12 protein-coding genes are annotated in these 14447 nt (G+C 71.7%); 2 read left to right on the top strand and 10 right to left on the bottom strand.

Annotation, left to right across the window (positions count from 1 at the left end; translation table 11 throughout):
- Nucleotides 1–69: 69 nt before the first annotated feature.
- Nucleotides 70–1830 carry a malto-oligosyltrehalose trehalohydrolase gene (treZ, locus tag DNK56_RS29710; RefSeq protein ID WP_111338860.1) on the top strand — a complete coding sequence of 587 codons (1761 nt, stop codon included), beginning with the start codon at nucleotides 70–72 and terminating at the stop codon, nucleotides 1828–1830.
- A 13-nt stretch (nucleotides 1831–1843) separates the two neighbouring features.
- On the opposite strand, the gene DNK56_RS29705 is transcribed toward treZ, so the two are convergent.
- The 10 genes from DNK56_RS29705 to DNK56_RS29655 form a co-directional block, all read right to left on the bottom strand.
- The gene (locus DNK56_RS29705) at nucleotides 1844–2974 is read right to left on the bottom strand and encodes an aminopeptidase P family protein (RefSeq protein ID WP_111338859.1); all 1131 of its coding nucleotides are present in this window, start codon (nucleotides 2972–2974) and stop codon (nucleotides 1844–1846) included.
- Between the two features lie 68 nt (nucleotides 2975–3042).
- Nucleotides 3043–3669 carry a nucleoside/nucleotide kinase family protein gene (locus DNK56_RS29700; protein WP_111338858.1) on the bottom strand — a complete coding sequence of 209 codons (627 nt, stop codon included), beginning with the start codon at nucleotides 3667–3669 and terminating at the stop codon, nucleotides 3043–3045.
- Between the two features lie 228 nt (nucleotides 3670–3897).
- On the bottom strand, nucleotides 3898–4341 hold the full coding sequence (locus tag DNK56_RS29690) for a hypothetical protein (protein ID WP_111338857.1): 444 nt from the start codon (nucleotides 4339–4341) through the stop codon (nucleotides 3898–3900).
- 18 nt (nucleotides 4342–4359) lie between these two features.
- Nucleotides 4360–4734, bottom strand: coding sequence for a barstar family protein (locus tag DNK56_RS29685; protein ID WP_158558462.1), 375 nt, complete (start codon nucleotides 4732–4734; stop codon nucleotides 4360–4362).
- Nucleotides 4735–4762: 28 nt separating this feature from the next.
- On the bottom strand, nucleotides 4763–9193 hold the full coding sequence (locus tag DNK56_RS29680) for an RHS repeat-associated core domain-containing protein (RefSeq protein ID WP_446750392.1): 4431 nt from the start codon (nucleotides 9191–9193) through the stop codon (nucleotides 4763–4765).
- The gene (locus DNK56_RS29675) at nucleotides 9190–9552 is read right to left on the bottom strand and encodes a hypothetical protein (protein WP_111339665.1); all 363 of its coding nucleotides are present in this window, start codon (nucleotides 9550–9552) and stop codon (nucleotides 9190–9192) included. The genes DNK56_RS29680 and DNK56_RS29675 overlap by 4 nt, the downstream gene beginning before the upstream one ends.
- A gap of 82 nt (nucleotides 9553–9634) precedes the next feature.
- Nucleotides 9635–10534 carry a LysR family transcriptional regulator gene (locus tag DNK56_RS29670; protein ID WP_111338856.1) on the bottom strand — a complete coding sequence of 300 codons (900 nt, stop codon included), beginning with the start codon at nucleotides 10532–10534 and terminating at the stop codon, nucleotides 9635–9637.
- A gap of 86 nt (nucleotides 10535–10620) precedes the next feature.
- Complete coding sequence (locus DNK56_RS29665) at nucleotides 10621–11814, bottom strand: glycine C-acetyltransferase (protein WP_111338855.1); 1194 nt, start codon at nucleotides 11812–11814, stop codon at nucleotides 10621–10623.
- A 26-nt stretch (nucleotides 11815–11840) separates the two neighbouring features.
- The gene (gene tdh / locus DNK56_RS29660) at nucleotides 11841–12869 is read right to left on the bottom strand and encodes an L-threonine 3-dehydrogenase (RefSeq protein WP_111338854.1); all 1029 of its coding nucleotides are present in this window, start codon (nucleotides 12867–12869) and stop codon (nucleotides 11841–11843) included.
- Nucleotides 12870–13113: 244 nt separating this feature from the next.
- Complete coding sequence (locus DNK56_RS29655) at nucleotides 13114–13560, bottom strand: MarR family winged helix-turn-helix transcriptional regulator (RefSeq protein ID WP_111338853.1); 447 nt, start codon at nucleotides 13558–13560, stop codon at nucleotides 13114–13116.
- A gap of 141 nt (nucleotides 13561–13701) precedes the next feature.
- On the opposite strand from DNK56_RS29655, the gene DNK56_RS29650 reads away from it, so the two are divergent.
- Complete coding sequence (locus DNK56_RS29650; protein ID WP_111338852.1) at nucleotides 13702–14322, top strand: L-threonylcarbamoyladenylate synthase; 621 nt, start codon at nucleotides 13702–13704, stop codon at nucleotides 14320–14322.
- The last annotated feature ends 125 nt before the right edge of the window (nucleotides 14323–14447 follow it).

The raw sequence follows: 14447 nt of genomic DNA, 5'->3' as shown, positions 1-14447 counted from the left end.
CTTAATCGCCAGTGTCGGCCCCGATCCAGAGCTTCAGCGGACCGCGGCCCCGGAAGCGAGGAGCGCGGCATGTTGTTCGAGGTATGGGCACCGGACGCGGGGTCGGCCGCGCTGCGGCTGCGGGGCGGGTCGCGGCCGATGGAGCCCGATCCGGACCGCCCCGGCTGGTGGACCGCCGAGGCGGAGGCCGCGGACGGCGACCGGTACGGCTTCGCCCTCGACGGCGGCCCGGTGCGCCCCGACCCCCGTTCGCGCCGCCAGCCGGACGGGCCGGACGGCGAGTCGGCGGTGGTCGACCACGAGGCGTACGTCTGGCGCTCCGACTGGGCGGGGCGGGCCCTGCCCGGCGCGGTCCTGTACGAGCTGCACATCGGCACCTTCACGGGCGAGGGCACCTTCGACGCGGCGGCGGCCCGGCTGGGGCATCTGGCGGAGCTGGGGGTCACGCATGTGTCGCTGATGCCGGTCTGCCCGTTCCCCGGGGTGCACGGCTGGGGGTACGAGGGGGTGTCGCTGTGGGCCGTGCACGAGCCGTACGGCGGCCCGGAGGGGCTGAAGCGCTTTGTCGACACGGCGCACGGGCTGGGGCTCGCCGTCGTCCTGGACGTGGTCCACAACCATCTGGGCCCGTCCGGCAATTACCTTCCGCTGTTCGGCCCGTACTTCACCGATACGCACCACACCCCGTGGGGCGCGGCGGTCAATCTGGACGCGCCGGGCTCCGACGAGGTGCGGGCGTTCCTGCTGGGCAGCGCGCTCGCCTGGCTGCGGGACTACCGGCTGGACGGGCTGCGGCTGGACGCGGTGCACGCGCTCGCCGACACCCGCGCGCTGACCTTCCTGGAGGAGCTGTCCGCGGCGGTGGACGCGCTCTCGGCGGAGCTGGGGCGCCCGCTGCCGCTGATCGCCGAGTCCGATCTGTGCGACCCGCGCACCACGACGCCCCGCGAGGAGGGCGGGCTCGGCCTGCACGCCCAGTGGAACGACGACTTCCACCACTGCCTGCACACCGCGCTCACCGGTGAGGCGCAGGGCTACTACGCGGACTTCGCGGCCGCCCCGCTGGCCGGTCTCGCCAAGACGATGACGAGCGCCTTCTTCCACGACGGCACGTACTCCAGCTTCCGGGGGCGTACGCACGGCCGCCCCGTGGACGTCAGCCGCACCGCGGCCCACCGCTTCGTCGGCTACGCCCAGACCCACGACCAGATCGGCAACCGGGCCCTCGGCGACCGGCTCGCCGCCTCCCTCTCCCCCGGGCTGCTGGCCTGCGCGGCGGCGCTCGTGCTGACCGGCCCCTTCACCCCGATGCTGTTCATGGGCGAGGAATGGGGCGCGCGCACCCCGTGGCAGTTCTTCACCGACCACCAGGACCCGGAGCCGGCGGAGGCCGTGCGCACCGGCAGACGGCGGGAGTTCGGAGCGCACGGCTGGGCCGCGAAGGACATCCCGGACCCGCAGGACCCGGCCACCCGCGCCCGCTCCTGCCTGGACTGGGAGGAGCCGGGCCGCGAACCGCACGGCCGGCTGCTCGCCTGGTACCGGGAGCTGATCGCCCTGCGCCGCACCCTGCCGGACCTGCGCGACCCGGACCTGGCGAGCGTGAAGGCGGCGTACGACGACGCGGCGCGCTGGCTTGCGGTGCGCCGGGGCGAGCTGCGGATCGCGGTCAACCTGGACGCGAAGCCGGCCGCGATCCCGCTGGGCGGCGGCCGGCACCGGGGCGGTCCGGGGCGGGTGCTGGCGGCATGGCTGCCGGTGGACCCGCCGGGCCCGGACGGGGTGCTGCGCCTGCCGCCCGAGTCCTGCGTGGTACTGGCCGACGACTGAGCCCGCCCTCCGCCTACTCGACGATCGCCAGTTCGCGGGCGGTTGCGTTGAGGCGGCGTCCGCCGTCCTCGGTGACGGTCACGATGTCCTCGATGCGGACGCCGAAGCGGCCCGGCAGATAGATGCCGGGCTCCACCGAGAAGCACATGCCGGGCACCAGCGGCCGTTCCTCGCCCTCGATCATGTACGGCGGCTCGTGGGTGGTGACGCCGATGCCGTGGCCGGTGCGGTGGATGAAGCGTTCGCCGTAGCCGGCCTCGGCGATGACGGCGCGGGCGGCCCGGTCGATCTCCTGGCAGGCGACGCCGGGGCGGACCGCCTCGCAGCCGGCCTGCTGGGCGGCGCACACGATGTCGTGGACCCGCTGCTCCTCGGCGGTGGGCTCGCCGACGTGGACGGTGCGGGAGGTGTCGGAGCCGTAGCCGTGCTTGAGGCCGCCGAAGTCGAGGACGACCATGTCGCCGTGCTCGATGGTGCGGTCGCCGGCCTCGTGGTGCGGGTTGGCGCCGTTGGGCCCGGAGCCGACGACCGTGAAGTCGACCTGGGAGTGCCCGTGTTCGGTGAGCAGCCGGGCCAGGTCGGCGGCGACCTCGGTCTCCTTCCGGCCGGAGAAGCGGACCTTGAGGATCTCCTCGTACGTGGCGTCGGCGGCGGCCCCGGCGGCGGCGAGCCGGGCCAGCTCATGGGCGTCCTTCACGGCGCGCAGCATGGGCAGGGCTTCGGTGAGCGAGGCGTAGGAGGTGTCGGGCAGCCGCTGCTGGAGGCCGATGAGGTGCATGGCCCAGGCGTTGTCGCTGATCGCGAACCGGCCCCGGGCGTCGAGCAGCGGGGCGGTGACGGCGTACGGGTCCTTGCCGTCCGTCCAGTCCCGCAGGGTCAGCGCGGGGGCGCCCACGGCCTGCGCCGCGTCCGGCGCCTCCAGCGTGGGCACGACGAGGACGGGCTCCCGGCCCGCCGCGAGGACGAGCAGCGTGAGACGTTCGGTGATCGCGGTCGGCCGGTAGCCCGTCAGGTGGACGAGGTCGGGGCCGGGTGCGACGAGCAACCCGGCGAGCCCGGCCTCGGCGGCGCTCTCGGCGGCCCTGGCCATCCGCTCCCGGTAGTCGTCTGCGGTGAACGGCACGGGCCGGCTGGAGCTGGACATGCGGATCCTCCTGACGGCGCGGAACGGCCCTCTCATCCTGCCTCTTCCGGCCGTACGCACGCGAGCGGTCAGCTTCCCGGACCCAGCCGGACGACGAGGTCGGCGCGGTCCCGGCCGGCGGCGACGAGGCGGGCGTTGGCCTCGTCGGACCGGGCGACCCAGCGCTCGGCGTCGGCCCGTCGCTTCCCGTACCGCACATGCCGCTCGACGAGCCGGGGCACACGGACCGCGTCGCCCGGCTCCAGGTACCACGCCTCGTCGAGCAGCCCGCGCACCGGTGCCCAGAGCCCTTCCCCGTACAGCAGGTAGTTGCCCTCGGTAACGACGAGCGGGACCTCCGGCGGTACGGGGACGGCTCCGGCGACCGGCTCCTCCAGGGACCTGTCGAAGGCGGGGGCGTAGACGACGGTGCCGGGCTCGGGGGCGCGCAGGCGCCGGAGCAGCGCCACATACCCGGCGGCGTCGAAGGTGTCGGGCGCGCCCTTGCGGCCTGCCCGGCCGAGCCGTTCGAGTTCGGCCTGCGCGAGGTGGAAGCCGTCCATGGGCACGAGCACGGCGAGCGGCCCGAGCGCGTCGGTGATCCGCCCGGCCAGGGTGGACTTCCCGGCGCCGGGCGGCCCGGCGATGCCGAGGACGCGGCGTCCGCCGGTCCGGGCGAGGCGGCGCGCGCGGGTGGTGAGGTCGCTGATGTCCATGCCGGATAGTGTCCCGTCCGGGGGCCGGTGCGGCCGCGCCGTACCGAGGAGACGGGGTTCCTGCTGGCGCGCGCCAAGGACGGGGCCCGGGCGGCGGGCGTCGGCGCGCAGCGGTTGCCGTACAGGTCCTCGAGGGCCGCGACCGAGCCGTAGACCTCGTGGCGCGGCTCCTTCAGGAAGCGCGCCCCGGCCGCCTGCTCCAGCCGGCGTGACGCGGCGGCCCGGCCGTCAGCCGCCCGTGCCGGGCAGGCTCGTGAAGCTCACCACCGGGCCGTCGACCGTCTCGGTCGCCCGGACATCGAAGGCCCGGTCCGGAAAGGCGTCGCCGAGGGACAGGCGCCAGGCGCGGGCGATCTCCCCGGCGAGGTCCAGAGCGTTCGACCGGGACGCGGGATCGTCGTCGAAGTCGACGTACATCCACAGCCGGAACTCGTTGAGCGTCGCCTCGATGGAAGCGACGTCCCCCTTCAGCTCGTCGTACCAGAGCTGGAAGTTCCCGGGGTCGTACGAACGGTCCCAGAGCACGCACCCCCGCACCTCGACGAACCGGGGCAGGAACACGCGCGAGAGGGCGATCCACTCGGCGGGGCCCGCGGACTGGGAGAGGAAGTCCAGATGGTCGGCTTCGCCGCCCGAGGTTTCCGACCTCTGCGTGGTCTGCGGACTCTTCATCGGCTTCCTCCCTCCCCCTCAAACGATCGGTCGGCCGTGCAGCCCTTCCAGACGGCGGGCTAGGCCAGTCGCAGACTCGATGCCACATGACAGAACAACTGAGAACGTGCTGAGTGTCATGCCCTCAGGCCGCTTGGTATAGGACCGCCGCCGACCGACACGCCACAGGGACGTGTAAAAGTCCTCACGTGCGACCTCGTCCGCCGAGAGGACACTCTCGGCAGATTCGATGATCAGGATGTGGTAATCCGATGAAAACCACCCCAAGTCACGGAGGCAATCATAGAAGGCGGACCAGTTCCAACCAAAATAGTCAGGAAACTTAAAAGCTTCCCAGAACTTTTCGAATACTGACGTCTCGTCCGACAGATCGCAGCCATTGAGGCGCGTCACGCGAACTTCACCCGAAGCAGGCAGAAGCTCATCGAGGCATGGCCCGCCACCCTCCACAACGACGTGCATCCACGGAGCAACGTGAATCGACCCGGACTTCTCTGCCATTACTCCGCCCATCTCGGACTGGTAGCCACAATGTATGTCTGGTAGTGGGTCGGGCTGTAGTAGGCGGAGCCGTCACTGCCGAACACCCAGCGCTCACCACCCGGCTTAGGGTTGTCCGCTGCCGGATAGGTACCGTATTCCTGATAAGTGATCGGCTTTCCGGACGGCTCTTGGACCGGAAGTTGATACCCGCCATTTCTCCCGCTGTTCTCAAATGTTTCAGTCCACCATTTCGGGCCGTAGAATCCTGGACCTCCCCCCCCCAACCAAAATTGTACTCCTTCACATCACGCAGAACCTTCATGGCCTCTTCAGGAATGGCCTTGGGCACCCATCCATGCACCTTTTCAACGTCGCCCAAAACTGTTCCCGGTTTGAGGTCCGGGCAACCTTCGAGCCCCAGAGGATCAGACCAGACGTGAGGGTTGGGGACGTAAGCGGCCGGGTTGGGCGCCGGTTCCAGGCCCAGGGGGTCCGGGCTGAGGTAGCGGGCGGTTTCGGGGTCGTAGTAGCGGAAGTGGTTGTAGTGCAGGCCGGTTTCGGGGTCGGCGTACTGGCCGGGGAAGCGGATCGGGCAGTCCACGGACGTGGTGTCCGTGGCGGCCGGGAAATCCGTTCCCCACAGGGTGGTGCGGCATTGCCAGGCGAGTTCTCCGTCGGGGGTCACCAGTTCGGCCGGGGTGCCGAGGGTGTCCGTGACGACGGCGTGGAAGCGGGTGCTGAAGTCGGTGGAGGCGTCCAAAGCCAGTTGAGCGAGCAGGGACGCGCCCTTCTCGGTGGGCAGCGGTTTGTGGTCGGTCTGGGTGAGGACGCTGTGGGTGCCGGGGGCGTAGTCCCAGGTCGTCACCCGGCCGTCGGGCCTTGTCCGCTCGGCCAGGCGCAGGTCGTCCCAGGTGAACTCCGTGCGGTCGGTGGCGGAGCCGTCCTCGGCCACCCGGTGCTTGGATAGGCGGCGGCCCAGGGAGTCGTAGGCGTAGCGCCAGCGGTCGCCGTCGGGGGTCACCGCCTCGGTCAGGCGGTCCTCCGCGTTCCAGGCGTACGTCCAGCTCAGCCGTTGCCCGTTGAGCAGCTTGCGGGTCCTGCGGATCAGGCGGCCCTGGGCGTCGTGCTCATAGACCGTGCGGCCGGCGCTGCGGATGAGGGTGCCGGTGAACTCGCGGTCCCCGGCGGACTCGTGCGCGGGGGCCGTGGCGTGGGTGAGGTTGCCCGTCGTGTCGTAGGCGTACGTCTCGGTCCAGCCGTGGGCGCGGACCCCGGTGACGCGGCCGGTGGCGTCGAGGTCGAACCGGCGGGTGCCCGAGCTGAGTTCGCGGATCTCCGTGAGGTAGCCGTCCTGGCGGTAGGCGTAGGTACGGTGCTGGAGCAGCCGGTCGGCCCCGCTCACCCCGGCCGAGAGCCGCTGCCCGGTGAGGCGGTGGACGGCGTCCCAGTCCTGGGTGAGGGTGACGGTGTCGCCGACGCGGCGCTCGGTCTCGCGGCCCGCCGCGTCGTAGGCGAAGGTCAGCGCGCCGGCGTCGGTGCCGAGCCGGGTGGGCCGGCCGGCCGGGTCGTAGGTCCAGTCCGAGACCAGCCCGGACGGGGTGGTCCGCCGGGTGACGCGTCCGAGGGCGTCGTACGCGTACGTGGTGCTGTGGCCGTTGACGGTCTCGGTGAGCGTGCGGCCGAGCACGTCGCGCTCGATGGTGACCTCCGCGTCCGGGTTGGCCGTGTGGGTCAGGTGGCCGGAGGCGCCGTACGCGTAGGTGGTGACGTCGCCCCCGTCGGCGGCCTGCTCCACGACCCGGCCGAGCGTGTCGCGGGTGAAGCGGAGCGTCTCGCCGGCGCCGTTCGTCCGGGACGTCAGGCCTCCCGACGCGTCGTGCGCATAGGTCAGCGCCCGGCCGTTGAAGTCGGTCTCCCCGACCAGCCGCCCCGCCCCGTCGTACACGTACGACCAGGTCAGCCCCTGCGGGTTGGTGACCGTGGTGAGCCGGAGTTCGGTGTCGTAGGCGAAGGCGTATGTCGTGCCGTCCGGGTCGGTGCGGGTGGCGGGGACGTCGAAGTGGGTGCTGGTGTGCTCGGTGGTACCGCCCGCGCGGTCGGTGTGGGTGAGGAGGTTGCCCTCCCCGTCCCAGCTCCAGGCTTCACGGGTGCCGTCCGCGTACTCGCGCCACGACGGCTTGCCCTCGGTGGTCCAGCCGGTGCGGGTCGTCCCGCCGAGCGGGTCGGTGACCTCGACGACGCGGCCGAAGGTGTCGCGGCGCGCGGTCGTGGTGTGCCCGAGTTCGTCCGTGACCGCGACGGGCAGCCCGGCCGCGTCGGACGTCACCGTGCGGATGTGGCCCAGCGCGTCGGTGATCGAGGAGAGCTTGCCCGAATCGTCGTAGGAGCAGCGGGTTTCGGCGCCGAGAGGGTCGGTCGTGGTGAGCAGGCTGCCCCGCTCGTCGTAGGTGTGGTGCCAGACCGCGCCGCCCGGTTCGACGACCTCGGTGGGCCGGCCGAGCGCGTTGTACGTCGCCCGGGCACCGGACCCGTCCGGCAGGGTCACCTCCGTGAGACGACCGGCCTCGTCGTACGCGTAACGCGTCGTGCGGCCCAGCGGGTCGGTGACGGAGAGCGGCTTGTCGCCCCGGTCCGTCCACTCGGTGCGGGTGGTGTGGCCGAGCGGATCGGTCTCCTCGACGACCATGCCCGCGGCGTTGTACCGGTGCGTGGAGCGCCGGCCGAGGGAGTCCGTGTACGTGGTGGTGCGCGCCGCGTCGTCATAGGCGAGCGAGCCGGAGAGGATGCCCTCGCTGCCCTCGGTACGCTCGACGCGGCCGTCGGCGCCGTAGACGTAAGCGAACGAGGTGCCGTTGCGGTCGGTCCAGGAGGTGACCCGGCCCTCCGAGTCGTACGTGAACCGCAGCGGTTCGCCGCTGGAGTTGACGACCTCGGTGAGGTTGCCCTCGGCGTCGTAGCCGTACCGCATGACGACGGTGCCGCCCTCGCGGGAGGCGTGCTTCGTGTAGACGTCCGGGGCGTGGTCGAGGAGCCGCAGCGCGGTGACGCGCGGGCCGGACGTGTCGACGGCGAGGTAGTAGCCGCCGGAGTGGCGAAGCGCGCCGGGGATGCCGTCGTCCGTGCGCTCGACGTCGATCCGCGTGCCGTCGCGGTCGTGCCAACTTTCCAGGGGGAGGTGGAAGACCCCGAAGGTGCCCGAGGGGAGCGGGGCGCCGAAGATGCGGACGACTCCGGTGCCGGGGTCGGTGATGGTCATCGCGCCGTCGGGCTTCCCGTCCCATTCGAGCGGCCAGGCGGCACCCTTGACCGGCAGCACGGGCACGCCCGGCTCCGGGACCGGGTAGACGAGCCGCATCCCGTCGGCGGCGGCGAACACCACGCCCTCGCCGTCGATCTGGAGGCACTCGTCCAGGGTGGAGGCCCAGGCCGGGCCGAAGCACACCCCTCCGCGGTACGAGGACAGATGGGTCCGCTCGACGACGAGCGGGAGCCCGGCCGGGAGCGTCAGGTCCGTCTGTGTCATCAGCATGGCGCCGGTAGCCACGTCGATCGGCTCACCGACGCACGGGGTGCTCCTGCACGGCCGGGCGGCGGGCCCGATCTCGACCAGGTCCGGGCGCAGCGTCGGCGGCCGCAGCATCAGCGGCACGCTGTTGGGGCCCGTGAACAGGTTGCCCTCCACGCCGGCCTTCAGGACACCGCTGCCGGCACCGAACATCCCGCCGTAGACCATGCCGTCCCGGGCCGCGGCGTTGATCTCGTCCAGGCTGAACCCGTCCTGGAGACCGGTGGCGATCTTCAGGGGCTGGGCGACCGCCAGGTCCATGGTCACCGACTCGATGCCGCCGAAGGCCGCGGCGACCAGGGTGCCGGCCGCGATCTCGGCGACGGTGGTGGACACGGCGATGCCCATGGTGACGCCGAACTCGATCAGCGCCTCGGTGGCCAGCGCGGCGGCCCCCGCGGCGAGACCCGCGGTGAAGAAGGCCAGCGCCACGCCACCCACGATGACCGCGGCGTCGATCCCTATCTGTGTCCATAGTTTGGTGATGGCGTCGTCGACGGCATCGGCGAACTTGTCCAGCGCCTCCGCCATCTTCCGCGCCGACTTCGCCAGATCACTGAGCCAGCCCGCGTCGTTGTCCTTGGCGTAGCGCCCCCAGAACACCGTGAACGTCTCGATCGCCTCGCCCGTGTTGTTGGCGATCAGCGAGGAGGCCGCGTTGTGGACCGGCGTGCGGACGTCGTCGACCGCGTCCGCGAATGTCCGCCAGGCACCGGCGGCGCTGCGCAGCGTGCCGGAGTTGGCGTCGGGCCACCACATACCGAGCTTGAGCAGAAGGTCCTTGGCCTCGTCCTCGATACTCACTCGTCGCCCTGGTCGTGGCCGGCGGTCGGCTTCGCCTTCTTGAACATTCCGGAGATCAGCTCGTCGTTGTCCACGTGCCCGTCCGACATGTCGGCCATCGCCTCGTGGATGCTGATCAGGCCGAGAACGAGCGTGCCGGCCGCCTTCTCGATGAGCGTCTGCTGGGGGCTGTAGGCGTCGCCGAACTGCTTGCCCTGCTCGTCGTCGCCCCATGGCTTGCCCAGCCCGTCCAGGGTGGTGACCAGCGTGGTGAGCGCCTTGCTCAGGTTCTTGCCCTGCGTGTGGAATACCGGTGCCGTCGCCTTGATGTCCGCCGTCTTGATGTCGAGGACCTTGCCGCTGTCCTTGCCGTCGCCCATGCGCTGGTCACCCCCGGTCACGTGTAGTGTGCAGCCACCCTACCGAGGACACTCCATACGCCGTTCGGTTTCCGCCACCGCCTCAGCCCGCCGCGCCGGCCAGGGCGTCCAGTACGGGGGCGATCAGCGGATGGGCCTCGGCGCCCCGGCGTACCGCCGCGAACACCCGGCGGGTCGGCGCGGTGTCCCGGACCGGGCGGACCACCACCCCGGTCAGCGGCATGCCCCGCAGCGCGGTGCGCGGCACCAGCGCCACTCCGGCGTCCGCGCCGGCGAGCGCGACCACCGCGTGGAAGTCGTCCGACGAGTGTTCGAGGTTCGGGGCGAATCCGGCGTACTCGCAGGCCAGGACCACCACGTCGTGGCAGGGGTTGCCCGGGTAGGGCCCGATCCAGGTGTCCTTGGCCAGTTCGGCGACGGCCACCTCCTCCTGTCCGGCCAGCCGGTGCCCGACCGGCAGGACCGCGTCGAACGGCTCCGAGTACAGCGGTACGCGGGTGAGCCGGCGGTCGTCCTCGCCGGGTGCGCCCCGGTACTCGACGGCGACGGCCACATCGACCTGCCGGTCCAGCACCATCGGCACGCTGGCGTCGCCCTCGGCGTCCTGTACGCGCACCCGGATGCCGGGCGCGCTCCGGCTCAGCGCGGCGACCGCCGGGGCGACGACGTGCTCGATGCCGGTGGCGAACGCGGCGACCGTGACCGTACCGGCTTCGCCGGAGCCGTACGCGGCCAGTTCGGCCTCCGCCCGCTCCAGCTGGGCGAGCACCGCGTTGGTGTGGGTGAGCAGGATGTCGCCGGCCGGGGTGAGGCGGGCGCCGCGCGAGCCGCGTTCGACGAGCCGGTGGCCGGTCTCCTGCTCCAGGGCGGCGAGCTGCTGGGAGACGGCGGACGGGGTCAGGTACAGGGCGGCGGCCGCGGCGGTCACCGTGCCGTGGTCCGCCACGGCGCGCAGGACACGCAGCCGCCGTGCATCGATCATGCGACCCATTGTCCCAGGTCGCGGGGGTGCTCCGGCCCAGGTCGCGGGGGCGCCCTGACCGCCCCCGCGACCGCTGGGGACCGCGCTCAGCTCTCCAGCGCGGCGCGGGCGGCGACGAACGCGTCCACGGCGCGGTTCACGTCGTCGGTGGAGTGCGCCGCGGAGAGCTGGACGCGGATGCGGGCCGCGCCCTGCGGGACGACCGGGTAGGAGAACCCGATCACGTACACGCCGCGCTCCAGAAGCAGCTCCGCCATCCGGCCCGCCTTCGCGGCGTCCCCGATCATGACGGGGGCGATGGCGTGGTCGCCGGGCAGGATGTCGAAGCCCTCCGCGGTCATCCGGGTGCGGAAGAGCGCGGTGTTCGCGTTGAGCCGCTCGCGCAGGTCGCCGGCGGACTCCAGGAGGTCGATGACCTTGAGGGAGGCGGCGGCGATGACCGGGGCGAGCGAGTTCGAGAAGAGGTAGGGGCGCGAGCGCTGGCGCAGCAGGGCGACGATCTCGGCGCGGGCCGCGACGTAACCGCCGGAGGCGCCGCCGAGGGCCTTGCCGAGGGTGCCGGTGATGATGTCCACCCGGTCCATGACGCCGTGCAGCTCGGGTGTGCCCCGGCCGCCGGCGCCGACGAAGCCCACGGCGTGCGAGTCGTCGACCATGACCATGGCGTCGTAGCGCTCGGCGAGGTCGCAGATCTCGCGCAGCGGCGCGACGTAGCCGTCCATGGAGAAGACGCCGTCGGTGACGACGAGGCGGCGCCGGGCCCCGGACGCCTCCTTGAGCTGCTTCTCCAGGTCGTCCATGTCGCGGTTGGCGTAGCGGAACCGCTTGGCCTTGGAGAGCCGGATGCCGTCGATGATGGAGGCGTGGTTGAGGGCGTCGGAGATGACCGCGTCCTCGGGGCCGAGGATCGTCTCGAACACGCCGCCGTTGGCGTCGAAGCAGGAGGAGTAGAGGATCGTGTCCTCCTGGCCCAGGAAGGAGGAGAGCCGCCGCTCCAGCTCCTTGTGGACCTCCTGGGTGCCGCAGATGAAGCGGACGGAGGCCATGCCGTAGCCCCAGCGGTCCAGCGCCTCGTGCGCGGCGGCGATCACGTCGGGGTGGTCGGCGAGGCCCAGGTAGTTGTTGGCGCAGAAGTTGAGCACCTCGCCGGGGCGGCCCCCGGCGGTGACGGCCACGGTCGCGGACTGCGGGGTGCCGATGACGCGCTCGGGCTTGTGCAGCCCGGCCGCCTCGATCTCTTCGAGGGTGGTGCGCAGGTCGTCGCGTACGGAGTCGAACATGCCGGTTCCTTAAAGAGGTGAGGAGGTCAGGCGGTCCAGTCGAGGATGACCTTGCCGCCGCGGCCGCTCGCCGCGTCGTCGAAGGCCGCCTCGAAGTCGCGGTAGCCGTACCGGCCGGTGATCACGGGGGCGAGGTCGAGGCCGCCCTCCAGCAGGACGGACATGGCGTACCAGGTCTCGTACATCTCACGGCCGTAGATGCCCTTGATCGTGATCATCGAGGTGACGATCCGGGCCCAGTCCACGGCGAACTCCTCGGCGGGGAGTCCGAGCATGGCGATGCGGCCGCCGTGCGTCATGTTGGCGAGCATGTCGCGCATCGCCTCGGGGCGGCCGGACATCTCCAGGCCGATGTCGAAGCCCTCGCGCAGGCCCAGTTCGCGCTGGCCGTCCTCGATGGTCTGTTCGGCGACGTTGAGCGCGAGGCTGACGCCGACCTTGCGGGCCAGGTCGAGGCGGGCCTCGCTGACGTCGGTGATGACGACGTTGCGGGCGCCGGCGTGCTTGGCGACGGCGGCGGCCATGATGCCGATCGGTCCGGCGCCGGTGATCAGGACGTCCTCGCCGACCAGCGGGAAGGACAGCGCGGTGTGCACGGCGTTGCCGAACGGGTCGAAGATCGCGGCGACGTCGAGGTCGACCCGGACCCGGTGCACCCACACGTTGGACGCGGGCAGCGCGACGTACTCGGCGAAGGCGCCGTCGCGGCCGACGCCGAGGCCGAGGGTGGAGCGGCAGAGGTGGCGGCGGCCGGCCAGGCAGTTGCGGCACTTGCCGCAGACGAGGTGGCCCTCGCCGCTGACCAGGTCGCCCACCGAAATGTCGACGACGTCCGCGCCGACCGCGGCGACCTCCCCGACGAACTCGTGTCCGAGGATCAGCGGGGTGGTGACGGCCTGCCGCGCCCAGCCGTCGTAGTCGCGGATGTGCAGGTCGGTTCCGCAGATGCCGGTGCGCAGGACCTTGATCAGTACGTCGCCGGGGCCGGTCTCGGGCTCGGGGACGTCCATCAGCCAGAGTCCGGGCTCTGCCTTCTGCTTGACGAGTGCCTTCACGGCTGCGGCTCCCTGTACCTGGTGCGGCGTGGTGCTCCCTGGGGCCGCGGGCATGTTCGAGCAGGCCCGCGGCCCCGGGGAAGAATGAGAGGGACGGCATGGCAGCGCGCTCGCACCGGCTGCCGCGCACCATCCTCCGCCGTCACGGAGAAATCTGCCGTACCCCGCGCCCCGGGTCCATCGAGGATTTCTTAAACGGGACCGCAGCTCCGCTTCACGCCGCCGCGCGGTGTGCCGGTCGGCCTCAGTCGCGGGGCCAGGGCCGTCCGTCGAGCCGTTCGATGTCGCGGTTGAGGCGGGCCAGCCCTTCGGCGAAGCGGGCGGCCTCCTGCGGGGTCCAGTCGGCGAGGACCCGCCGCAGGCCCTCCCGGTTCTCCGCGCGGTCCTTGTCGAGCCGGCGCTCGCCCTCGTCCGTGATGGCGAACTTGCGGGCGATGCCGCCGTCCGGGTCGGGGATGCGGTCCACGACACCGGCCCGGAGCATGGCGGCGGTCTGCCGGTTCAGCGTGGAGGTGTCCAGGCCGAAGGCGTCGCGCAACTGGCCGATGGACATCGGGCCCTGGGCCCGGATGCGGCTGAGCAGGATGTAGGCGCTGCGGTCGAGCCGGCCGTCGCCCCGCGAGGTGATCAGACTCATGTGCCGGCCGAGCAGCATCGTCTCGAACTCGATCCGGTCCACAGGCTCGTCCACGCGCGGCTCCCTACGACTGCGGTACGCCTCCTCCGCCGGAACGCGACCTCTCTGTACAGATATACCACGGAACGTGTGCACGATGCATGGAATGTGTACGATGCACAAGCAGTGCGGGCGCGCCCGCCGTAGACTCGGCGGATGGCGAAGTATTTCGACGTACACCCCGAAAATCCCCAGCACCGCACCATCACCAACGTGGCCGAGAACATCCGTTCCGGCGCGCTCGTCGCGTACCCCACGGACTCCTGCTACGCGCTCGGGTGCCAGCTCGGCAACCGTGACGGGCTGGCACGCATCCGGGCCGTCCGCCATCTCGACGACCGTCACCACTTCACGCTGATGTGTCAGAACTTCGCCCAGCTCGGGCAGTTCGTGCACATCGACAACGACGTGTTCCGCACCGTCAAGTCGGCGACGCCCGGCCAGTACACCTTCATCCTGCCGGCGACGAAGGAGGTGCCCCGCCAGCTGCTGCACCCGAAGAAGAAGACGGTGGGCGTCCGCATCCCGTCCCACCCCGTCGTCCAGGCCCTCCTGGCCGAACTGGGCGAACCGCTGCTCTCCAGCACGCTGTTGCTGCCCGACGAGGAGGAGCCGCTGACGCAGGGCTGGGAGATCAAGGAGCGCCTCGACCACGAGGTGGACATCGTCCTCGACTCCGGCGACTGCGGCACCGAGCCCACCACCGTCATCGACTTCTCCAACGGCGACCTGGAGATCGTACGCAGGGGAGCCGGCGACACCTCGCGGTTCGAGTAGTACGGCGTCAGGGCCGCCAGCGCGGCGGGCAGTTGGGGTCCGGGCCCCACCCGGTGCGGTCCGCTCTTGATAGCGTCGCCCCAGCGACTGCGGAGCACTCCCCGCCGGGGTCGCCGCTTCGCCGG

Origin of the sequence: Streptomyces sp. AC1-42W, from assembly GCF_003248355.1 — a bacterium.
Taxonomy (GTDB): domain Bacteria; phylum Actinomycetota; class Actinomycetes; order Streptomycetales; family Streptomycetaceae; genus Streptomyces.
This window is presented reverse-complemented; position numbering and strand designations above follow the sequence as displayed.

What these genes read in the sequence shown, in the direction of transcription:
- DNK56_RS29690 (WP_111338857.1), bottom strand. Translation starts at nt 4,341, where the DNA reads ATGAAGAGTCCGCAGACCACGCAGAGGTCGGAAACCTCGGGCGGCGAA.
- treZ (WP_111338860.1), top strand. Translation starts at nt 70, where the DNA reads ATGTTGTTCGAGGTATGGGCACCGGACGCGGGGTCGGCCGCGCTGCGG.
- DNK56_RS29665 (WP_111338855.1), bottom strand. Translation starts at nt 11,814, where the DNA reads ATGTTCGACTCCGTACGCGACGACCTGCGCACCACCCTCGAAGAGATC.
- DNK56_RS29700 (WP_111338858.1), bottom strand. Translation starts at nt 3,669, where the DNA reads ATGGACATCAGCGACCTCACCACCCGCGCGCGCCGCCTCGCCCGGACC.
- DNK56_RS29675 (WP_111339665.1), bottom strand. Translation starts at nt 9,552, where the DNA reads ATGGGCGACGGCAAGGACAGCGGCAAGGTCCTCGACATCAAGACGGCG.
- DNK56_RS29670 (WP_111338856.1), bottom strand. Translation starts at nt 10,534, where the DNA reads ATGATCGATGCACGGCGGCTGCGTGTCCTGCGCGCCGTGGCGGACCAC.
- DNK56_RS29650 (WP_111338852.1), top strand. Translation starts at nt 13,702, where the DNA reads ATGGCGAAGTATTTCGACGTACACCCCGAAAATCCCCAGCACCGCACC.
- DNK56_RS29705 (WP_111338859.1), bottom strand. Translation starts at nt 2,974, where the DNA reads ATGTCCAGCTCCAGCCGGCCCGTGCCGTTCACCGCAGACGACTACCGG.